This window comes from Gordonia liuliyuniae (assembly GCF_021739025.1).
Classification (GTDB): Bacteria; Actinomycetota; Actinomycetes; order Mycobacteriales; family Mycobacteriaceae; genus Gordonia; species Gordonia liuliyuniae.
In genome coordinates this window covers 69,009-88,731 of the sequence record NZ_JAKKOT010000007.1, presented here as the reverse complement: position 1 = coordinate 88,731, position 19,723 = coordinate 69,009, and the positions used below count along the sequence as shown (strand labels likewise).

The window sequence follows — 19,723 nt, the reverse complement described above, 5'->3', positions numbered from 1 at the left end:
GTTCTTGACCGAGCCCGTCACAAACCGCCCAGCAGGTCGTCGGACCCGTCGGACGTCTAGTGCCGGATCGTCACCATCCGCCCCACTGCGCACTGAAACGTGTTCCAATCCCATTGTGTCCCCAATCACAGAAGACGACGGAGCCCAGGTCGCGCGACCGAGCGAGTCGCGCCGTGACCCGAACTGGCTCCGCGAACGCTTAGACACGTGGCTCAAGTCTCACGAAGGACCGGGCGCGCAGGTCACCGCGGTCGACATTCCGTCAGCCAACGGGATGTCGAGCGAGACGCTCCTCGTCTCCGCGCGAGTCGACGGCGCCGACCACGACCTCGTCGCCCGTGTCGCCCCGATGCCCGACAGCGATCCGGTGTTCGGGTCCTACGACTTGGACGGTCAGTACCGGCTGATCCGCCACGTCGCCGAGCACACCGACGTACCGGTGCCGCGACTGTGGTGGTCCGAACCCGACCCGGCGCCGTTGGGCGCACCGTTCTTCGTGATGAGTCGCGTCGACGGCGACGTTCCGCCGGACGTGATGCCATACACGTTCGGGTCGTGGGTGTCTGAGGGGACGCCCGAGCAACAGCGACGGCTGATGACCGAGTCGGTCGGGGTACTCGCGAAGATTCACGCCGCTCCCCTGCCGAGCGTCGGCGTCCCCGTCGTCGAGCCGGGTGAAGATCCGTTGCGCGCGCATGTCCGCAGACTGCGCGAGTTCTATCGCTGGGCGTCCGAGGGGCGCGCGGGTGCGCCGTTGATCGAGCGCGGGTTCGCGTGGGTCGACGAGCACATGCCCGAGCCGTCGAAGCCGGTGTTGTGCTGGGGTGATGCCCGTATCGGCAACATCATGTACCGCGACTTCACGCCGGTGGCCGTCCTCGACTGGGAGATGGCAACGCTCGGCCCGCGCGAACTCGACGTCGCATGGATGATCTTCATCCACCGCTTCTTCCAGGACATCACCGAACTCGCCGGCATGGCGGGCCTGCCCGACTTCCTGACGCGCGACGACGTGGCCGCGGAGTACGAGCGGCAGACCGGCCACCCACCCGCCGGCCTCGACTTCTACACTCTGTACGCGGCGTTGATCCACGCCGTCGTCATGTACCGAATCCAATGTCGCGCAATCCACTTCGGCCAGGCCGAGGAGCCCGCCGATCCCGACGACATGATCATGCACCGCGCGAGTGTCGAAGCGATGATGGCGGGAACATATTGGTCGTCGGTCGCCGAGCGAGGTGCGTCATGACGCTCTCCGAGATGGACGACTATCCGATCCACCAGGTGGCGGAGGTCATCCGGCACGTCGGGACGTCGGACCGTAACTTCTACGACCGCTACTACTTCAACTGCCACGGAGATATGCGCGGCGACGACCCGGACCCCTGGTTGATCGTCGGGCTGGGCGTCTACCCGAACCTCGGCGTGGTGGACGGCTTCGCGGTGGTCCGACGCGGGGACGACCACATCGTCGTGCGTGCGTCGAAGGCATTGGGCGACAATCGGAACGACCTGTCGATCGGACCGTTGAAAGTACAGGTCCTGGCAGGACTGCAACGGCTGCGAATCTCGTTGGAGCCGGGGCACGGCGATGTCTCGTTCGACCTGGTCTTCGACGCCGCGGGGCCCGCGGTGCTGGAGCCGAGACATTTCCAGCGACAGTTGGAGCGGGTCACGTTCGACACGATGCGGTTCGTCCAGAGCGGCGCCTGGACGGGCGCGTTGACCGTCGACGACGTCGATTTCGACGTACAGCCGGACACCTGGTGCGGCAACCGCGACCGATCATGGGGCGTGCGTCCCGTCGGCGAGGCGGAGCCGCCGGGACGTCGAGCCGCCGACAGCGGTGCGTCGTCGTTCTTCTGGATCTATGCGGTTATGCGGTTCGACGAGTTCGCGATCGTCGTGGTGGTCCAGGAGTTGCGGACGGGCGAACGGATCATGGGCGACGCTAAACGCGTGTGGAACGACCCCGCGCGCGAGCCAGAATGGTTGGGCCGGGTGGAGCACGAGATCGAGTTCGTTTCGGGCACACGCGAACCCGCCCGCGCGACGCTGCGCTTCGTGAAGCCCGACGGCACCATCACGCGGGTGGAGTGTGAGCCGCAGGTCGCCAACTACATCGGTTTCGGCACCGGCTACGGACTGGAACAGGACTGGCGGCACGGTATGTGGCAGGGCGACGAGAAGGTCGAGGCGCTGCGGAACAAGATCTCCGAACTCGATCCGACGATGAAGATGTTCTGCCCGGTCGACCACTATTCGACGTTCACCTGCACAGTCGGCGGCGATGTGTTCACCGGCGACGGCCTCTTCGAGTTCGCCGTCATCGGCCCCCACGACCAGTACGGCTTCGCCGACTACCTGGCGACCGCCCCATAGTCGTGTTCTACTGCGGCACCGCACACCCGTCCGGTCCGCAGGCGTCGCCGTCGGTGTTCAACAGTTGAGGCGCGGCGGGCCGGTCGCCCCACGCCTGGGTCAAGACCTGCGCGAATGTCTCGACGGGTTGGGCGCCGGACACCGCGTACTTGCGGTCGAAGACATAGAACGGGACGCCTTGCACGCCGAACTCTTCGGCTTGTGCCTCGTCGCGGCGGACGTCGTCGGCGTAACGCGCCTTGTCGGCGACCACGTCGGCGACTGCCGCCTCGTCAAATCCGGCGTCGACGGCGACTCCGATGAGCCGCTCGTCGCTGCCGAACAGGGCGGCTTCATCCGCGAAGTTCGCGAGGTACAGCGCGTCGAGCATCTCCTCTTGGCGGCCGAGGGTGCTCGCCCAGTGCAGGAGCCGGTGCATGTCGAACGAGTTGCCGTAGTCGCGGCCCGTCGTCACGTATGCCAGGCCCGCGTCGTGCGCGGCGGCGCCGAGCTGACGCTCGCCGTCGGCGGCCTGTTCGAGGGTCCGCCCGTACTTGTGCGCTAGGTGTTCGACGACGCTGCCCGACGTCCCGGCGGGCACCGTCGGGTCGAGTTCGAACGAGCGATGCGTCACCTGAACGGAATCGGCGTGCTCGAACTGGCCGAGCGCGTCGTTGAACCGCTTCTTCCCGAGGTAACAGAACGGGCAGTTGACGTCGGTCCAGATCTCGACCTGCATGATGGCGTTCCTCCGATGGGCGGGCTGTCAGAGGTATCCAACACCGGGTGCTCCGCCGTTGTTCCGAACCTACGAGGACTTCGGCACTTATTTTCGGCGTCAGGCCGAAAACAAGTGCCGAAGTTCTCATAGGGCGGTGATGACCACGGCGACCATCGCGGTCCCGACCGGTCCGCCGAGACGCTGGAGGCCATCGTCGACGAGGTGTTCTTACCGCTGGTCGCAGTGGCTCAGCCGTATTTGTAAAAGCCTTCGCCCGCGGCGACGCCGAGCTTGCCCTCATCGATGTAGTTGCTTTTGAGCCACGCGGCGAGTTCCTTTTCGTGCGGACCGCCGTTGACGAGGATGTTGTACGGGGTGTTCAGGCCGACGATGTCGTAGATCTGGAAGGGGCCGAGTGGCGAGCCGGTACCGATTCGCCATGTCTTGTCGACGTCGGCAGGAGCCGCATAGTCGCCCGCGGCGAGGTCGAGGGCGGCGTTGAGGAACGGGACGAGCAGCGAATTGAGGACGTAGCCCGCCTTCTCTTTGTGGATCGGAATGGGAACCATGCCGATCTCGGAGGCGAACTCGACGACGGTATCGAATATGTCGGACGACGTCTGAGCGGTCCCCATCACCTCTGCGGTGTTCGACGACCAGACCCGGTTGGCGAAGTGGAGGGCCAGGAAACGGTCGGGACGGCCGGTCGCTTCGGCCATGTCGCTCGGCAGCAGCGTCGACGAGTTGGTGGCGAAGATCGTTTTGGCCGGCGCCACCTGGCCGAGCGTCGTGTAGATGCTGCGCTTGAGGTCAAGGACCTCCGGCACAGCCTCGATGACGAGATCGGCATCGGCCGTGGCGTCCGCGAGATCGGTGGCGTAGCTCAGGTTGCCCAGCGCCGCTTCGGCTTTGCCGTCCGCCGCGCCCGCGACCTCGTTCTTGTACGTCTCGACCAGACCTGCGAACCGCTCTTTGGCTGCGGCGATGACCGTATCGTTGATGTCGTAGGCCGTGACATGGAAGCCGCTGTAGGCCGTCTGAAACGCGATCTGCGAACCGAGCACACCGGTCCCGAGGACCACTACCTTTTTGATGTCGGTCATACTGAACTCCTTAATAGCTCAACAGGTGGACCCCAATCTACGCATTCGGCACACCTGGCATGCTTGCTTTCGCGCCCCCATAGCCCAATTGGCAGAGGCAGCGGACTTAAAATCCGCACAGTGTCGGTTCGAGCCCGACTGGGGGCACAGCTTCTCCGTCTTCGGGTACCACGTGAGCGGTTCCACCGGGACACTGTTTCTCTACGGAGTAGCGCTCGGGGCCATCGCAATGTTCGGGCTCGCGCTGATCCTCGCCGGCGCACGACGCACGGCACGGACGTCGCGCCCGCCAGGATCTCGACAGGTCCGAACAACGCGCCACGAGCCTCGGCCACGACCGCGACGACCTGATCGTCAGGCATGCGGGAGAAGCCACACCGCACAGCGCTCCAGCTGGCCGTTGGCACCTCCGCACGCGACCGCATCACAGTCCCGGCTAGCGCCGGCTAGCGCTAGTCGACCTCCGGCGCCCACTGGACGCCGTTGATGTGGGCTCCGCCGTCGACGAACAGCGTGTTGCCGGTCAGGTAGCGGCTGTCGTCGGAGGCGAGGAACACTGCGACCGGACCGATGTCGTCGAGCGGATCGCCGATGCGCCCCATCGGGTTCGCCGACGCCATGGTCGCAGCCATCGCCGGATTGCCTTCGGCCACCCGGCGGTAGGCCGCACTCTGAGCTCCGGGTGCGATCACATTGCAGCACACCTGTTTCGGCGCCCATTCGCGCGCCGCAGTACGCGTCAGGGTGCGCAGCGCTTCCTTAGCCGCGTTGTACTGCACCGAGTACATGTGCGCGTTGACACCGTTCAGCGAACACAGGTTGATGACCCGCCCGCACCCGTGCTTCTCGAGCTCGGGCAAGGCCGCCTGCATCGCCCAGAAGGCAGCCATCACGGCCATGTCGAACCCGCCACGCAGCTGCTCGTCGGTCATCTTCTCCAGACGCGCGTAACCCGATGAGCGCCACGCATTGTTGACCAAGACGTCGAGCCGCCCGAACCGAGTCACGGCACGGTCCACCATTGCGAGCACCTGCGCTTTGTCGGTGACGTCAGTGCGGATGAACTCCGCCTGGACACCCCAGTCAGCACGCAACGACGCCGCAGCGGATTCGCCTGCGGCCTCGTCGATCTCGGCGACGAGCACCGACGCGCCCTCACGTGCGAACGCCGTCGCAATGCCCTCACCGATGCCCATACCAGCACCGGTGACCACCGCGACGCGTCCCTCGAGCCTTGCGCCCATCAGCCCGTGACCCGGCCGGCATTACCCGCGTCGACCGGAACGACGATGCCGCTGATGTGCGAACTGGCCCGATCGGCCAGGAACAGCACCACGCGCGTGATCTCCTCCGGCTCCAGCCACGGCACCGGTTGCGCATGCAGCGACTCGAAGATCGGAGCGACGTCCTCGCGGCCGGGATTCTCGAGGTCCGGGCGCATCATCGAATACAGCGCGTCGTTGTGCACCATCGGAGTCGAGATGTTGCCCGGCGCAATGGCGTTGACCGTGATGCCATGGTCGGCGAGGTCGAGCGCGGCGCTCTTGGTGAGGCCGATGACACCCCACTTGGACGCCGAGTAGCCGACCATGTTCGTGTTGCCCGCGCGACCGAGCATCGACGAGATGGTGACGATGCGGCCGTACCCGCGCTTGATCATCCCCGGCGACACCGCCGCGACCGTGTTGAAGACACCAGTCAGGTTGGAGCCGATGACCTCCGACCACTGTTCATCCGTCATGTACTGGACCGGAGCAGCGACCGAGACGCCCGCATTCGCGACCGCGATGTCGATGCGACCCAACTCGGATTCTGCGCGTGCGACCAGCTCGTTCAGCGCCGCCCGGTCGGTGGTGTTGAACACTGCCGAAATGCATTTGCGGCCAGTGGCCTCCACCAATCGGACCGTCTCCGCGAGATCGGCCTCGGTGGCCAACGGGTACGCCACCGCAGGCGAATCCGCACACCGGTCGCACAGCACGATGTCCGCGCCGCGCTCAGCGAACGCCACCGCGTGCGCCCGGCCCTGGCCCCGTGCCCCGCCGGTGATCAGAACGACCTGCCCCTTGAACTCATCTGCCATGAAAATCAAAACTCCTCATCAGAATCGGGCTGATCGAACCGCCAGCACGGGCTAATAAATATGCATTAATCGGCTGGATGAATCCATTAGTAATGTGTGATCCATGTCGCTGTCAACAGGGAGATCCGCTCTGCTGGACTCCGCCGAGAGGCTCATCGCCGCGCGCGGCATCTACGGAGTGTCGGCGCGGGAGGTGGTCAAAGACGCCGGCCACCGCAACAGTTCGGCGATCAGCTACCACTTCGGATCGTGGCACGGACTGCTCGACGCGATCTGGGCACGACACTCGCCGCAGATGAACGCCGAACGAGCGGCGCTGGTCGCGGCGATCGACGAACCCGACATGAAGCAGCTGGTGCACGCCTACGTGCGCCCGCTGACCACCGAAGTCACCCGACATCCCAGCTACTGGGCACGCTTCAACGAGCAGTGGCTGGCGTCGGTGCCACTCGACGTGCTCGGTGGCCCGCGGTCCGACGGCGACAGCGCCGAGTACTACCCGCTCGACGACTCGCTCAACGGTCTGTCCACGCTTCTGCACCGGATTACACTGGCCGTCGACCTCCCCGAGGCCGACGCCCGACGACGGGTCGGGCTAGTGGTGCGCTTCGTGATCAATGCGTACGCGGCGTGGGAGCGCGACCGGGAAGGCGATAGCGCACCCGAGCCGGAAACATTCGAATCCGAGGTGGAGGAGATGGCGTGCGCAATGCTCCAGGCCCGAACATGACCGCCGCACCCAGCGAAATCAGTTGACACGTGTAGTCCGAACCGAGGACTCTGCTTAAGAGCATTTTGTCACGTTCGCTGATTCACCTCCACGCACATCTCTGTGAAAGGACACGTCGTGAGTGTCGACGACCGCACACCTGAAGCGGCCACCCCCGAAACACCCGACGCGCCACCGCCCGCCTCGGTCAAGCTCGTCATCGGACTGCTGTTGGTCGCGACGTTCGTGATGATCCTCAACGAGACGATCATGAGCGTCGCGATTCCCGTGCTGATGGTCGATCTGAACATCACCGCCAGCACCGCGCAGTGGCTGACCACCGCGTTCATGTTGACGATGGCCGTCGTCATTCCGACCACAGGCTTCCTGCTACAACGCTTCTCGACGCGCGCCGTGTTCATAACCGCGATGTCGCTGTTCACCGCGGGCACATTGCTGGCCGCCGTCGCGCCAGGCTTCGGCATCCTCGTGATCGGCCGCGTCATCCAGGCCTCCGGCACCGCGGTGATGATCCCGTTGATGATCACGACCGTCCTCACGTTCATTCCCGAACAACGACGCGGCACCGTCATGGGCTTCATCTCGATCGTCATCGCCGTCGCCCCCGCGACAGGGCCGACGATCTCCGGCGCGATCCTCGATCACCTCGACTGGCGGTGGATGTTCTACTTCATGCTGCCGATCGCCGCGATCGCACTGATCCTCGGCGTCGTCCTGGTCCGCAACATCACCACCCCGCGCAAGGCGCCGTTCGACGTCGCGTCCGTCCTCCTGTCGGTCATCGCATTCGCCGGTCTGATCTACGGACTCAACGGCATCGGCGAAGCCGCGACCGGCGACACCCCGATGCCGCCGTGGGTGCCGATCGTCATCGGCGTCGTCGGGCTCGCCCTCTTCGTGTGGCGGCAGATCAGCCTGCAGGCCAGCGAGTCCGCGCTCCTGGATCTCCGCCCGTTCAAGACCCGGACCTTCACCGTCGGCATCATCATCCTGCTCGTCGCGATGGCCGCGCTGTTCGGCGCGATCATGTTGCTGCCGTTGTTCATGCAGAACGTGTGGCACGCCAGCACCATGGAGACCGGCCTGGTCCTGCTGCCCGGCGGCCTCGTGATGGGTCTGATCGCGCCGTTCGTCGGCGCGCTCTACGACAAGGTCGGGCCTCGACCGCTGGTGACGCCAGGCGCGATCCTCGTGACTGTCGCGCTGATCCTGCTGACGACACTCAACGCCGAACCGGCGACGTCGGAGTTCTGGATCTTCACCAACCAGGAGTGGAAGGTCGTCGGCATCCACGTGCTGTTGAGTCTCGGACTCGGTTCGATGATGACGCCGCTCATGACGTCGGCGCTCGGCTCGGTGCCGCCGCTGATGTACTCGCATGCGAGCGCCATCCAGAACACCTTGCAGCAGCTCGCCGGAGCCGCGGGCACCGCGCTGTTCATCACGGTGATGACCCGGTCGATGACGGCGGAGATCAACGACGGCGTCGAACCGGTCCTGGCCCAGGCGAACGGCATCCACCAGGCGTTCTACTGGGGTGCGGGCTTCGCGATCCTCGCCGTCGTCCTCTCCCTCCTCGTCCGGCGCCCCAAGAGCGCCGAGGAGGCTGTCGAGGCTGCGGAGCCGGCGTCGACGCACTGACCGCCAGAAGTACTAGCACGTATTCGGCCCGAAACCGGCTTCTGTGCCGAGTGAATACCGCATACGTGCTAGTACTTCCGCAGAGTAGAACGGAGCCAACCGATGACCACCGCTGACGACCATCGAGCGGAAGTACCCGAACGCGCGTCGTGGCTTCCCATGGTCTGCTTCTTCTTCGGCCAGGTGTTGATGTCGTTCAACGTGGCGGCGCTGCCGGTCTCCATCGGCGGCATGGTGGACGACTTCGGCGTCGCCCCGACAGTCGTCAGTACGACGATCGTCGCGTACGGCCTGGCGGTCGCCGCGCTCGTCATGTTGGGCGGCAAGCTCGGTCAACGTGTCGGCTGGGTGAAGATCTTCCGGGCCGTCACCTTCACGTTCGCGGCATCGTCGGTGTTGATGATCGTGTCACCGTCGGTGGCGTGGGTGATCGCCGGTCAGGCGCTGGCCGGCGCGTCCGCGGCGATCATCGTGCCTGCTCTCGTCGCGTTGATCGCCGAGAACTACAAGGGCGACCAGCAGGCGAGCGCGGTCGGGTCGCTGGGTTCGGCGCGCGCGATCTCCGGCATGTCGGCCTTCTTCCTCGGCGGCGCGCTCGGGTCCCTCGTCGGGTGGCGCCCGGTGTTCATGATCGTCCTCGCACTCGCGGTGATCGTGTTCGCGTTGAGCTTCACCCTCCGCCCCGACAACGGCGATCGCACCATCGACATCGACGTCGTGGCCGCCGTCCTGATCGGCGCCGCGATCGTGCTGTTGACGCTCGGCTTCAACAACCTCAATGCCTGGGGCGTCTTCTTCGCCGACGACAACGCACCGTTCGACCTGGTCGGCGTCTCCCCTGCTCCTGTCTTCATCATCGTCGGCCTGATCCTGGGGCAGGCGTTCGTCACGTGGACCAGACGAAGGCGGCGCAGCGGACGCGTGCCGCTGGTCGACCTGTCGGTCCTCGGCAGCTCGCGTGAACGCGCGGCGGTGTACGCGATGTTCATCATCGTCGCGATGGAAGCGGCATTGAACTTCACTGTGCCGCTGTACATTCAGATCGTCCAGGGTCGCAGTCCGTTCGACACGTCGTTGGCGATGATCCCGTTCAACCTGACCGTGTTCGTGACCGCGATGCTCGTCGTCCGCGTTTACAAGAGGTACAGCCCGCGCGCCATCGGCACCGCCTCGTTCATTTTGACGACGGTGGCACTCGTCTGGCTGGCGTTCGTGGTCACGAACGACTGGCAGACGTTCTCGACGATCCTCGGCCTCGTCGTCTTCGGCATCGGCCAGGGCGCCCTCGTCACGCTCGTGTTCAACGTTCTGGTCACGTCGGCCCCGAAGGAGCGGGCGGGCGACGTCGGTTCCATCCGCGGCACCGCCCAGAACCTGGCGTCGGCGGTCGGCACGGCGACGATCGGCGCACTCCTCGTCTCGCTGCTCGGTTTCGCTGTCGCGACGTCGGTCGCCGAGCATCCGGAGCTGCCGGACGAACTCGTCTCCCAGGTGAACCTGGACAACGTCAACTTCGTCGGCAACGACAGCCTGCGCGAGTTGCTCGCCACCGAGACCGATGCGACCGATCGGCAGATCGACGCCGCGGTCGAAGTCAACGAGGACGCCCGCCTGAAGACGTTGAAATACGGTCTGTTGATTCTGGCTGGCATCAGCGCGACTGCGATCATTCCGGCGTCCCGACTCCCCGGCTATCAGCGGCGTGAGATCCCCGAAGGGGCGGGCGCGACGTCGACGGAATGAGCACCATGCGCTAATCTGAACACAATCGTATTCAGATTAGGAGTGTCGTGACCTCACCGGAACAGCAGATCGACGGCGCGAAACCGAAGAAGTCGAGCCGAGAAGAGCTCGATGCGCTCGACGCGAGCGTCTTCGGCAGATCGCTGCTGTCGATGGGCAGCACCATGTCGACAGCGAACGTCATCATGCAGTTGGCCAACCCGGCCGTCGGCTACGGTGTCGCGCACAGCACCGTCGAGAACGGTCGACTCGACACGCATCCGGTCAAGCGTGCACGGACGACGGCCTCGTACCTGGCCGTCGCGGTGTTCGGGAACGCCGACGACCGTCGTCGCTACCGCAAAGCCGTCAATCGCCAGCACGCGCAGGTGCGGTCCACCGACGACAGCCCCGTCGAGTACAACGCGATGCACGCCGACCTGCAGTTGTGGGTGGCCGCGTGCCTGTACTTCGGCTGGGAGGACATCTACGAACGCGCCCGCGGCCCGCTGACGGGCGACCTGCGCGAGCAGTTCTATCAGCAGGGCAAGGTGTGCGGCACCACCTTGCAGATGCCCGCCGAGATGTGGCCGACCGACCGTGCCGCGTTCGACGCGTACTGGAACGAGCAGGTCGCAAAGATCGACATCAGCGACGAGGTACGCGACTTCCTCCTCGACATCGCGAACTTCGGATATGCGAGCGAGTTCGTCCAACGCAAGTTCGGCCCGGTCAAATACCGCCGCACGATCGGCTACCTCCCGCAGGAGTTCCGCGACGCCCTACGTGTCGAGTGGTCCACCGACGACCAGCGCTGGTTCGACAGTTACATCGCCACGCAGGTCCGCAAAGAGCGGCGCAAACCGCTGTGGCTGTCCCAGCTGTCGTTCAAGATCCTGCTGTGGGACACCCGCAGGCGGAACCGCTTCGGCCGCCCGTTGATGTGAGGACTCACGTCGCACTCGACGCCGACTCCCTGATCTGGCGCTACCTCGGAGATCGGCGGTTCGTCATGTCGATCTGTCGAGCAGTCTCGTTGCAGATGCTGCATCCGGCGATCGCGTCGGCGACACACGAGTTCTCGCTCGTCCGCCAGCGAGTGTTCGTGCACAAGAGGCGGACGGCGCCGTGCATCATCCGCGCAGCGTACGAATCGGACTTCGACGAGGTCCGCCTGATCCGCTACGCCCACGACCATTTCCGCAGTCAGACGCCCGACGGGACGCGTTATCACGCGCTCAATCCGGCGATCTTCTTCTTCGAGCACGCCACCTACGTCGACGCGCTGTTCGCGTGTGTCGAGTTCTTCTTCGACGGGCTCGACGACGACGGCCGCGAACAGCTGTATCGAGAGACGTGCGAGTGGTATCGGCGCTACGGGATCTCCGATCGTCTAATGCCCGCGACGGTCGGCGAGTTCTACGAGTACTTCGACGAGGCGCTCGCGACACAACTCGACCCGAATCCCGGATACGACTGGTATCGAGAGCAACTGCTGCGCCCGGACGACTGGTACTTCAAGAAGTTGCCTGCGGCCGCGGTCCGCGCGATCCAGCATCCGGTGGCGTGCACATATCTGGGCATCGAGCCGTCGGACTCGGACCGTCGAGCGTTGACCTGGTACGCGACGCGGCTGCGGGCGATCGACCAGCTCTCGCCGACGCGGAACATCTTCCCCGACCAGGTCGTGCCGTCCGTCCTGGCGGCCCGAGCACGGAGTTGAGCGCGCCCGACCGGATTCGGCGAATCACTGGACTTGGTACATAACTTTAGTTACGTTCCAAGTGTCGGAGTGACACGACTCACGACTACCAGACGATTGCGGGGACAGAGCGATGTCGGTTCCATCGACGGCGGAGTTGACGACGACGGCCACCAAGACGCTGCAGCGCGTCCTGGCCAAGGCCACGAGCCTGTATCCGAGTCCCGATGCGCCGCTCGCCGAGCCGCCCGCCGGGTCCGGTTTGAAGCCGGTGATGGGAAGCGCGGGATTTCCGGTCATCGGCACCACGATCGAAGCGTTGGCCGACCCGCTCGCCAACACGATGAAACGGTTCGAGAAGTACGGTCCGGTGTCGTGGTCCGGTGTGCTCGGCATGAACCTGGTGACGCTCGTCGGACCGGACGCCGTCGAAGCCGCGTGGATGAATCGGGAGAAGGCGTTCTCCAGCGAACAGGGCTGGGAGGTGATGATCGGACCGTTCTTCCGACGCGGAATCATGCTGATGGACTTCGGCGAGCACATGCATCACCGTCGGATCATGCAGCAGGCCTTCGCCAAACCGCGGCTCGAAGGCTATCTCGATCTGATGACACCGCACATCGAGAAGTCGCTCGCACAATGGCAGGTGGGCGACGGTTTCCCGATGTACGCCAAGACGAAGGAGTTGTTGCTGTCGCTCGCATCGGAGGTGTTCGTCGGCTCGTCGCTGTCCCGCGACGAGAACCACGAACTGGAGCAGGCCTTCGAGGCCGCGGTCCGCGGCGGGCAGGCCATGCTCCGGCGCGACGTCGGAAACTTCACGTGGGCGCGGGGGCTGCGCGGACGGGAACGGCTGCAAGAGTACTTCCGTTCCGAGATCGCGGCTCGTCGCGCAGGCGACGCCGACGACCTGTTCACGGTGTTGTGCCACAGCGAGGACGACGAAGGCAACACGTTCAGCGACGAGGACGTCGTCAACCACATGATCTTCGTGATGATGGCGGCCCATGACACGAGCACCATCGCGCTGTCGATGCTCACCTATTTCCTGGGCCGTGACCCGCAATGGCAGCAGCGGTTGCGGGACGAGTCACTCGCGTTGGGTAAGCCGACGCTCGACTACGACGACCAGGACGCTCTGCCGAGCCTGGACTTGGCGTTCAAGGAGACGCTGCGCCTGAACGCACCGGTCGGCATGTTGTTCCGCAAGGCGATCGAGGACACCGAGATCCTCGGCCACTACATCCCGTCCGGCACGCTGGTCGCGATCCACCCGTGGGCGACGATGCTCCGGGAGGAGTGGTGGCCCGAGCCGACGAAGTTCGACCCGGATCGATTCTCACCGGAACGCCGCGAAGACAAGGTCCATCGGTTCGCGTGGAGCCCGTTCGGCGGTGGAGCCCACAAGTGCATCGGCCTGTACTTCGGCGGAATGGAGGTGAAGTCGATCATGCACCAGCTCCTCCTCAACTTCGAGTGGTCAGTGCCCGACGATTACGAACTAAGCCTCGAGTACGGGACCGGCCCCACCCCCGCCGACGGTCTCCCCATCGACTTCCGGCGCCGCTAGGCGCCCCTACCCCATCTCGACCAGCATCACGCCGACGATGATGACGGCCATGCCGACCAGCATGCGCGGCGTGATGGCGTCCCGCCAGATGACGCGCGCCGACAGCGCGACCAGCACGATGCCGGTGGCCGTCCACAGCCCGTACGCGACACCGATGGGCATGCCTTCGGCGAGCGACATCGCGAGGAAGGTGAAGGCTGCGAGGTAGCCGACGACGACCGGTATCAGCCACAGGCGTCGTCGCAGGCCGTCGGCGGCGCGCAGGCACAGCGTGCCAGCCACTTCGGCGAGGATTGCGAGGAGGAGCCAGACCCACGTCATACGTTCACGTCCTGCACGCTGCCCGGTTCGGCCCGTCTGGGGTCGGTCTCGATGAGCACGACCCCGACGACGATCAGTGCGATCCCGACCAGTGCACTCGGGCTGAGCGTCTCACCGAAGACGATCATGCCGAGAAGTGCGACGAGGGAGACACCGCTCGCGCCCCAGATCCCGTAGGCGGCGCTGATGGACATCCCGGAGCGCAGGGTCAGCCCGAGCAGAGTGAACGCCGCGACGTATCCGACGATCACGACGGCGATCCACGCGCGATGGTCGATGGTGGCGCGGAGTGCGAGGGTGCCGATCACTTCGGCGACGATCGCGGCGACGAGGAGCAGCCGGGCGTTCATCACGCCCGTCCCCGCGCCAGCATCTGCACGGCACCGTCGCCAGCCCGATGCTGGAGCGCGAGGTGTTCCTGCCGCGTCTCCGGCGACCCGTCGAAGCCGATCTTGAGGACCGCGTCGCCGAGGCGACGCTGGGAGTTCAATGCGGCGGGGATGTCCACGCGTCCGAGCGTACGTACCCATGCGTCACGAACAGCCCTCCAACTGCGCGGCGTCGTTGGGCCGGGCGCCGAGGGCGACGCAGTCCATCGCGCTCCCGACTCCGGCTGCGGTCCACTGGCCGGCGCTGTAGAGGAACAGGACGCCGGTGGGTTGGTGCACGCCGTCGACGGCGGTGTGTCCGACGGCCGTCGTCCCGACGCAGTCGACGCGCCTGAACACGATGGGCGAGACCAACCGGTCGCCCACGGACGAGTTCGCGGCGATCGTCGCGAATGTCGCTGCCGACACCGACGAACACGCTTCCGGTTCGGCCTGCACAGTCGTCGGCGCCGGGGACTCCCCGGCACCCGTGTCGAGACGCGGCCCCGATGCGGTGGTTGAAACCGCTGCGGTGGGCGAGGCCGCTGCGGTGGGCGAGGCCGATGCGGTGGACGCCGTTCGCGATGTCGGCGGGGACATCTGTGGAGAGTGCGCCGTCGACGTCGACGCGTGATCGATCTCGTCGGTCGCACAGCCGGTCGCGGTGACGACTGAACCGACCGCGACGAGTACGGCGGCCGCTGTGATCGTGATCCTGTGGTGGTTCATTTGTTCTCCTTCATCGTGTCGTGCTGCGCAATAGCCGGACGCACCGCGGTAGGCCGCCACGTGCCCACCGAGTATTCGAAGCTGACTTTCATCACCTGTGTGACACCATCGGGCATCGTGTACGCGGTGGCATCCGAACTCCTGTGCTCGCCCGACGTGCCTACCCGACAACTGGACTATCGGGGCGGACGTGCCAGAGGTGACCGGATGTCATTCGAACGGAGTACTGGCGCGCACGATCGCCACGCGCGCAATCGGGTATCCGCCTCGGGGCGTCGGACTACGCTTGTGACCATGCCGATCACGCCTGACGACAAGGATTGGACCTGGGTCACGACCCGCCGCTGCGGCTTCTGCGGATTCGATCCGGGCGGCGTCCACCGCACGCAGATCGCGGATCGGATCGCCGAATCGTCCGACGGATGGCGAGGAGTGCTGGCGCGTGCAGACGCCGACCATCGTCCGAACGACCACACGTGGTCGCCGCTGGAGTACGGCTGCCACGTCCGCGACGTGCACACCGTGATGCGCGAACGGCTCGAATTGATGCTCACCGTGACACCCGCGACCTTCGCGAACTGGGATCAGGACGAGGCGGCCGCCGACGGGCGGTACGGCGAGCAGGATCCGGGCGTCGTCGCCGATCGGCTCGAAGCGAACGCCGCCGCGTTCGCTACCGCCTACCGCGCCGTCGCCGACGACGAGTGGGAGCGCGAAGGCCTCCGCGGCAACGGCGCCGCGTTCACCGTGTGGTCGCTCGCGGCGTACGCGCTGCACGACCTCGAACACCACCGGGTGGACGTCGGGCTCCCCGCGACACCGGAGCGCGCGGAATGATCGTCGACAACCCGCTCGAACAGCTGTCGGTCGATGCGTTGCGCCGCCGCACCAGCTTGAAGTGGCGGACGTACCCGCCGGACGTGCTTCCGCTGTGGGTCGCCGAGATGGATGTGCTGCCCGCCGAACCGGTGGCCGCGGTGTTGCGGCAGGCGCTCGAGCTCGGCGACACCGGGTATCCATCCGGCGCACGCGCCTACGCGGAGACACTCGCCGGGTTCGCGCGACGACGATGGGGGTGGGACGGCGTGGACGTCGACTCCGCGCAGATCGTGCCCGATGTGATGCTCGGGATCGTCGAGGTCCTCAAGCTCGTGACCGAGCCCGGGAGCTCCGTCGTCGTCAACACACCCGTCTATCCCCCGTTCTTCGCGTTCACCGAGCACGCCGACCGGCGGGTGGTCGGAGCGCCGCTGGGTACCGACGGACGGATCGATGTCGCGGCGTTGGAGGCGGCGTTCCGCGACACCGCTCCAGCAGCGTTCCTGCTGGCCAACCCGCACAATCCGACCGGAGCCGTGCACACCGTCGACGAGTTGGTCGCCGTCGCGGCGCTGGCTCGCGAGTACGGGGTACGGGTGATCGTCGACGAGATCCATGCTCCGCTCGTCCTCCCGGGAGCCACCTTCACGCCGTACCTGTCAGTCGACGGCACAGAGGACGCGTTCGTCGTCACGTCGGCGTCGAAGGCGTGGAACCTCCCCGGTGTGAAGGCCGCGCTGGCAATCGCAGGCACCGCGGGCGCCGACGATCTGCGCCGCATGCCCGAAGAGGTCAGCCACGGTCCGAGCCACTTCGGAGTGCTCGCGCACACCGCCGCCTACACCGACGGCGAGCCGTGGCTCGACGCCCTCCTCGCCGGTCTCGCCGCCAACCGCAAACTCGTGGGTCGCCTGCTGGCCGAACACCTTCCAACGGTCGGCTACACGCCGCCGGGCGGCACGTATCTGGCGTGGCTCGACTGTCGACCGCTCGGATTCGGCGACGACGCGACGCCCGGCGCCGTCGCCGACGTGGCAGGCCCGGCCCGGGCGTTCCTCGATCAGAGTCAGGTCGCGCTCAGTTCCGGCCACGCATTCGGCCCGGGCGGCGGCGGGCACGTGCGCCTCAACTTCGCGACGTCGCAGGCGATCCTGACCGAGGCAGTCACGCGAATGGGTCGGGTACTGCCATGACTCGGGTACTGCCATGACGACGGCGTTCGTGCTGGCGGGAGGAGCGAATCTCGGCGCGTTGCAGGTCGGCATGCTGCGGGCGCTGGTCGAGCGCGGAACGACCCCGGACGTGCTGATCGGTGCGTCGGTGGGCGCGTTCAACGCAGGGTTCCTCGCCGGCCGCGGCGTAACGGCGACCACCGTCGACGAGCTCGCCGACGTCTGGCGTCCACTATCGGCGTGGAAGCTGTTCCCGCCGAACCCGATTCGCATCATCGGCGCGTTGACCGGCCACCGGCCCGCCCTCGTCGGCGACCACGGGCTGCGATCGCTGTTGGACCGCCATCTGACGTTTCACGATGTCGCGGACGCGCTCATCCCGCTCCGCGTGGTGGCCACCGATCTGCTGTCGGGCAATGAGGTCGGCATCACCGCGGGCCCGGCCACCGAGGCGATTCTCGCCAGCTCCGCGATCCCCGGACTGCTGCCCCCGGTCGACTGGAACGGCCGCAAGCTCGTCGACGGCGGGATCGCCGACAACGCGCCGATCTCCGATGCGATCGACGCCGCGGTGGACCGCATCTACGTGTTGCCGTGCGGGTACCCGTCCGGCGATGTCGAACCGCCGACGACCGTCGCCGAGACGCTGCTGCACACGATCGCACTGTTGATCCACAAGCGACTGATCCGGGACGTCCGCGAGTACTCCGCCGACGCCGAACTGATCGTCATCCCGCCGCCGAGCCCGGTCACCGTCGGCGCCCTGGACTTCGGCCACGCCGACGAGTTGATGACCCGGGCGTACGACTCGGCGTCGACGTTCCTCGACACCGACGGCGGTCGGCGCGACCACCCCGCCGACCACATCGAGATGTCGGTCAGCTGAGCCGCGCGCCAGCATAGGTCATCCTTACCTGCATCGATGTGTGCGCGATCGCTACCATTCGGTGCGTGAGTGAGTCTGCAGCCCCCGAATTCCTCTACTCCGACCTCCTTCCGGCCGACCAGGACGACACCCCGTATCGCCGGGTCACCGCCGAGGGCGTCTCGACGTTCGACGTGGACGGCCAGAAGTTCCTGAAGGTCGATCCGGAAGCGATCGCGAAGCTGACGTCCGAGGCCATGCACGACATCAGCCACTATCTGCGGCCCGCGCACCTGAGCCAACTCCGCAAGATCATCGACGACCCGGAGGCGTCCGGCAACGACCGCTTCGTCGCCCTCGACCTGCTGAAGAACGTCAACATCTCGGCGGGCGGCGTCCTCCCGATGTGCCAGGACACCGGCACCGCGATCGTCATGGGCAAGAAGAGTGAGGGCGTCCTGACCGGTGTGGAAGACGGTGAGTGGGTCTCGCGCGGCGTGTACGACGCCTACACCAAGCTCAACCTGCGGTACTCGCAGAACGCACCCATCACCGTGTACGAGGAGCGCAACACCGGCACCAACCTGCCCGCACAGGTCGAGATCTATGCGACGCAGCAGGGCCCTAAGGGACCGGAATACAAGTTCCTGTTCATGGCGAAGGGCGGCGGCTCGGCCAACAAGTCGTTCCTGTTCCAGGAGACCAAGGCCATCCTCAACCCCAAGCGACTTCTCGACTATCTCGACGAGAAGATCCGCTCGCTCGGCACCGCGGCCTGCCCGCCGTACCACCTCGCGGTCGTCATCGGCGGCACGTCGGCGGAGTTCGCACTCAAGACGGCCAAGCTGGCGTCGGCGCACTACCTCGACAATCTGCCGACCGAGGGCGACATGTCGGGGCACGGCTTCCGCGACCCGGAGCTCGAAGAGGAGATCTTCAAGCTCACCCAATCGTTCGGCATCGGCGCACAGTTCGGCGGCAAGTACTTCTGCCACGACGTCCGCGCCATTCGGCTGCCGCGTCACGGCGCCTCGCTGCCGGTCGCGATCGCCGTCTCCTGCTCGGCCGACCGCCAGGCGCTCGGAAAGATCACCGCCGACGGCGTCTTCCTCGAACAGCTCGAGACCGACCCCGCCCAGTACATGCCGGACGCAGGCGTGGCCGAGGACATCGAGGGTGGCGAAGTCGTCGACATCGACCTCAATCGGCCGATGCCGGAGATCCTCCAGGAACTGTCGAAGCACCCGGTCAAGACGCGTCTGTCGCTGACCGGCCCGCTGGTCGTGGCTCGCGACATCGCGCACGCCAAGATCCAGGAACGCCTCGACGCGGGCGAACCGATGCCCGAGTACTTGAAGAACCACCCCGTCTACTACGCGGGACCGGCGAAGACACCCGAAGGCATGGCGTCCGGCTCGTTCGGCCCGACGACCGCGGGTCGGATGGACAGCTACGTCGAGCAGTTCCAGGCCGCGGGCGGTTCGATGGTCATGCTCGCCAAGGGCAACCGGTCGAAGCAGGTCACCACCGCGTGCGGCACCCACGGCGGCTTCTACCTCGGCTCCATCGGCGGTCCGGCCGCGCGTCTGGCCCTCGACTGCATCAAGAGCCAGGAAGTCATCGAATACCCGGAGCTCGGCATGGAAGCCGTGTGGAAGATCGAGGTCGAGAACTTCCCTGCCTTCATCGTCGTCGACGACAAGGGCAACGACTTCTTCACCGACCCGGCCGGCACCGTCAACGTCCCGATCAGCGGCATCCGGGTGCGTTCCAAGGAACGGTAGAGCGCCGCTTCTGCTCATCGACCCTGCCAGAA

The 19,723-nt window shown here is 66.0% G+C and carries 20 protein-coding genes and 1 tRNA gene; 13 read left to right on the top strand and 8 right to left on the bottom strand.

Going from position 1 to position 19,723, the window contains the following annotated elements; translation table 11 throughout:
• Positions 1-115: 115 nt before the first annotated feature.
• Positions 116-1,249, top strand: coding sequence for a phosphotransferase family protein (locus L5G28_RS15710; RefSeq protein WP_237002345.1), 1,134 nt, complete (start codon positions 116-118; stop codon positions 1,247-1,249).
• Positions 1,246-2,382, top strand: a complete 1,137-nt coding sequence (locus tag L5G28_RS15705) for an Rv3169 family protein (RefSeq protein ID WP_237002344.1) — start codon at positions 1,246-1,248, stop codon at positions 2,380-2,382. The genes L5G28_RS15710 and L5G28_RS15705 overlap by 4 nt, the downstream gene beginning before the upstream one ends.
• Positions 2,383-2,389: 7 nt before the next feature.
• Here the strand turns inward: L5G28_RS15705 and L5G28_RS15700 are convergent, their stop codons facing one another.
• Together L5G28_RS15700 and L5G28_RS15695 are read right to left on the bottom strand one after the other, a co-directional pair.
• A complete protein-coding gene (locus L5G28_RS15700) occupies positions 2,390-3,100 on the bottom strand; it encodes a DsbA family oxidoreductase (protein WP_237002343.1) in 711 nt (236 codons plus the stop codon).
• 230 nt (positions 3,101-3,330) lie between these two features.
• A complete protein-coding gene (locus L5G28_RS15695) occupies positions 3,331-4,185 on the bottom strand; it encodes a 3-hydroxyacyl-CoA dehydrogenase (RefSeq protein WP_236999705.1) in 855 nt (284 codons plus the stop codon).
• A 73-nt stretch (positions 4,186-4,258) separates the two neighbouring features.
• Here L5G28_RS15695 and L5G28_RS15690 point away from each other — a divergent pair.
• Positions 4,259-4,332: transfer RNA gene (locus L5G28_RS15690), tRNA-Leu, on the top strand.
• A gap of 305 nt (positions 4,333-4,637) precedes the next feature.
• Here the strand turns inward: L5G28_RS15690 and L5G28_RS15680 are convergent.
• Positions 4,638-5,429 (bottom strand): SDR family NAD(P)-dependent oxidoreductase, encoded by a 792-nt coding sequence (locus L5G28_RS15680; RefSeq protein WP_237002342.1) that lies wholly within the window; start codon positions 5,427-5,429, stop codon positions 4,638-4,640.
• Positions 5,429-6,268 (bottom strand): mycofactocin-coupled SDR family oxidoreductase, encoded by an 840-nt coding sequence (locus L5G28_RS15675; protein ID WP_237002341.1) that lies wholly within the window; start codon positions 6,266-6,268, stop codon positions 5,429-5,431. Before L5G28_RS15675 ends, L5G28_RS15680 begins: the two co-directional genes overlap by 1 nt.
• A gap of 103 nt (positions 6,269-6,371) precedes the next feature.
• On the opposite strand from L5G28_RS15675, the gene L5G28_RS15670 reads away from it, so the two are divergent.
• From L5G28_RS15670 to L5G28_RS15645, 6 genes are all read left to right on the top strand, one after another.
• Positions 6,372-6,998, top strand: a complete 627-nt coding sequence (locus tag L5G28_RS15670) for a TetR/AcrR family transcriptional regulator (RefSeq protein WP_237002340.1) — start codon at positions 6,372-6,374, stop codon at positions 6,996-6,998.
• Between the two features lie 117 nt (positions 6,999-7,115).
• Positions 7,116-8,639 (top strand): MDR family MFS transporter, encoded by a 1,524-nt coding sequence (locus tag L5G28_RS15665; protein ID WP_237002339.1) that lies wholly within the window; start codon positions 7,116-7,118, stop codon positions 8,637-8,639.
• Between the two features lie 102 nt (positions 8,640-8,741).
• Positions 8,742-10,382, top strand: a complete 1,641-nt coding sequence (locus tag L5G28_RS15660; protein ID WP_237002338.1) for an MFS transporter — start codon at positions 8,742-8,744, stop codon at positions 10,380-10,382.
• A 152-nt stretch (positions 10,383-10,534) separates the two neighbouring features.
• Positions 10,535-11,308 (top strand): oxygenase MpaB family protein, encoded by a 774-nt coding sequence (locus tag L5G28_RS15655; protein WP_237002586.1) that lies wholly within the window; start codon positions 10,535-10,537, stop codon positions 11,306-11,308.
• Positions 11,305-12,084, top strand: coding sequence for an oxygenase MpaB family protein (locus L5G28_RS15650; protein ID WP_237002337.1), 780 nt, complete (start codon positions 11,305-11,307; stop codon positions 12,082-12,084). The genes L5G28_RS15655 and L5G28_RS15650 overlap by 4 nt, the downstream gene beginning before the upstream one ends.
• Before the next feature lie 112 nt (positions 12,085-12,196).
• Complete coding sequence (locus L5G28_RS15645) at positions 12,197-13,633, top strand: cytochrome P450 (protein ID WP_237002336.1); 1,437 nt, start codon at positions 12,197-12,199, stop codon at positions 13,631-13,633.
• Between the two features lie 6 nt (positions 13,634-13,639).
• Here the strand turns inward: L5G28_RS15645 and L5G28_RS15640 are convergent, their stop codons facing one another.
• From L5G28_RS15640 to L5G28_RS15625, 4 genes are read right to left on the bottom strand one after another with little or no spacing between them, the layout of a single operon-like run.
• Entirely contained in the window at positions 13,640-13,954 is a 315-nt protein-coding gene (locus L5G28_RS15640; RefSeq protein ID WP_237002335.1) for a DMT family transporter, read from the bottom strand.
• Positions 13,951-14,304 carry a DMT family transporter gene (locus tag L5G28_RS15635; RefSeq protein WP_236999694.1) on the bottom strand — a complete coding sequence of 118 codons (354 nt, stop codon included), beginning with the start codon at positions 14,302-14,304 and terminating at the stop codon, positions 13,951-13,953. The genes L5G28_RS15640 and L5G28_RS15635 overlap by 4 nt, the downstream gene beginning before the upstream one ends.
• Complete coding sequence (locus tag L5G28_RS15630; RefSeq protein WP_237002603.1) at positions 14,304-14,462, bottom strand: hypothetical protein; 159 nt, start codon at positions 14,460-14,462, stop codon at positions 14,304-14,306. Before L5G28_RS15630 ends, L5G28_RS15635 begins: the two co-directional genes overlap by 1 nt.
• Positions 14,463-14,487: 25 nt before the next feature.
• A complete protein-coding gene (locus L5G28_RS15625; RefSeq protein ID WP_237002334.1) occupies positions 14,488-15,051 on the bottom strand; it encodes a hypothetical protein in 564 nt (187 codons plus the stop codon).
• 294 nt (positions 15,052-15,345) lie between these two features.
• Here L5G28_RS15625 and L5G28_RS15620 point away from each other — a divergent pair, with 294 nt between their 5' ends.
• The 4 genes from L5G28_RS15620 (at position 15,346) to L5G28_RS15605 (ending at position 19,691) form a co-directional block, all read left to right on the top strand.
• Positions 15,346-15,888: a DinB family protein gene (locus tag L5G28_RS15620; RefSeq protein WP_237002333.1), complete on the top strand. Its 543-nt coding sequence runs from the start codon at positions 15,346-15,348 to the stop codon at positions 15,886-15,888.
• Positions 15,888-17,063, top strand: a complete 1,176-nt coding sequence (locus tag L5G28_RS15615; RefSeq protein ID WP_237002585.1) for a MalY/PatB family protein — start codon at positions 15,888-15,890, stop codon at positions 17,061-17,063. Before L5G28_RS15620 ends, L5G28_RS15615 begins: the two co-directional genes overlap by 1 nt.
• A 13-nt stretch (positions 17,064-17,076) precedes the next feature.
• Positions 17,077-17,928: a patatin-like phospholipase family protein gene (locus tag L5G28_RS15610; RefSeq protein WP_237002332.1), complete on the top strand. Its 852-nt coding sequence runs from the start codon at positions 17,077-17,079 to the stop codon at positions 17,926-17,928.
• A gap of 65 nt (positions 17,929-17,993) precedes the next feature.
• On the top strand, positions 17,994-19,691 hold the full coding sequence (locus tag L5G28_RS15605; RefSeq protein ID WP_237002331.1) for a fumarate hydratase: 1,698 nt from the start codon (positions 17,994-17,996) through the stop codon (positions 19,689-19,691).
• Positions 19,692-19,723: the final 32 nt, after the last annotated feature.

Excerpts from the sequence above, each read along its gene's own strand:
- L5G28_RS15610 (WP_237002332.1), top strand. The coding sequence starts at position 17,077 with ATGACGACGGCGTTCGTGCTGGCGGGAGGAGCGAATCTCGGCGCGTTG.
- L5G28_RS15675 (WP_237002341.1), bottom strand. The coding sequence starts at position 6,268 with ATGGCAGATGAGTTCAAGGGGCAGGTCGTTCTGATCACCGGCGGGGCA.
- L5G28_RS15635 (WP_236999694.1), bottom strand. The coding sequence starts at position 14,304 with ATGAACGCCCGGCTGCTCCTCGTCGCCGCGATCGTCGCCGAAGTGATC.
- L5G28_RS15705 (WP_237002344.1), top strand. The coding sequence starts at position 1,246 with ATGACGCTCTCCGAGATGGACGACTATCCGATCCACCAGGTGGCGGAG.
- L5G28_RS15620 (WP_237002333.1), top strand. The coding sequence starts at position 15,346 with ATGCCGATCACGCCTGACGACAAGGATTGGACCTGGGTCACGACCCGC.
- L5G28_RS15625 (WP_237002334.1), bottom strand. The coding sequence starts at position 15,051 with ATGAACCACCACAGGATCACGATCACAGCGGCCGCCGTACTCGTCGCG.
- L5G28_RS15645 (WP_237002336.1), top strand. The coding sequence starts at position 12,197 with ATGTCGGTTCCATCGACGGCGGAGTTGACGACGACGGCCACCAAGACG.
- L5G28_RS15680 (WP_237002342.1), bottom strand. The coding sequence starts at position 5,429 with ATGGGCGCAAGGCTCGAGGGACGCGTCGCGGTGGTCACCGGTGCTGGT.
- L5G28_RS15695 (WP_236999705.1), bottom strand. The coding sequence starts at position 4,185 with ATGACCGACATCAAAAAGGTAGTGGTCCTCGGGACCGGTGTGCTCGGT.
- L5G28_RS15700 (WP_237002343.1), bottom strand. The coding sequence starts at position 3,100 with ATGCAGGTCGAGATCTGGACCGACGTCAACTGCCCGTTCTGTTACCTC.
- L5G28_RS15655 (WP_237002586.1), top strand. The coding sequence starts at position 10,535 with ATGGGCAGCACCATGTCGACAGCGAACGTCATCATGCAGTTGGCCAAC.
- L5G28_RS15660 (WP_237002338.1), top strand. The coding sequence starts at position 8,742 with ATGACCACCGCTGACGACCATCGAGCGGAAGTACCCGAACGCGCGTCG.
- L5G28_RS15670 (WP_237002340.1), top strand. The coding sequence starts at position 6,372 with ATGTCGCTGTCAACAGGGAGATCCGCTCTGCTGGACTCCGCCGAGAGG.
- L5G28_RS15640 (WP_237002335.1), bottom strand. The coding sequence starts at position 13,954 with ATGACGTGGGTCTGGCTCCTCCTCGCAATCCTCGCCGAAGTGGCTGGC.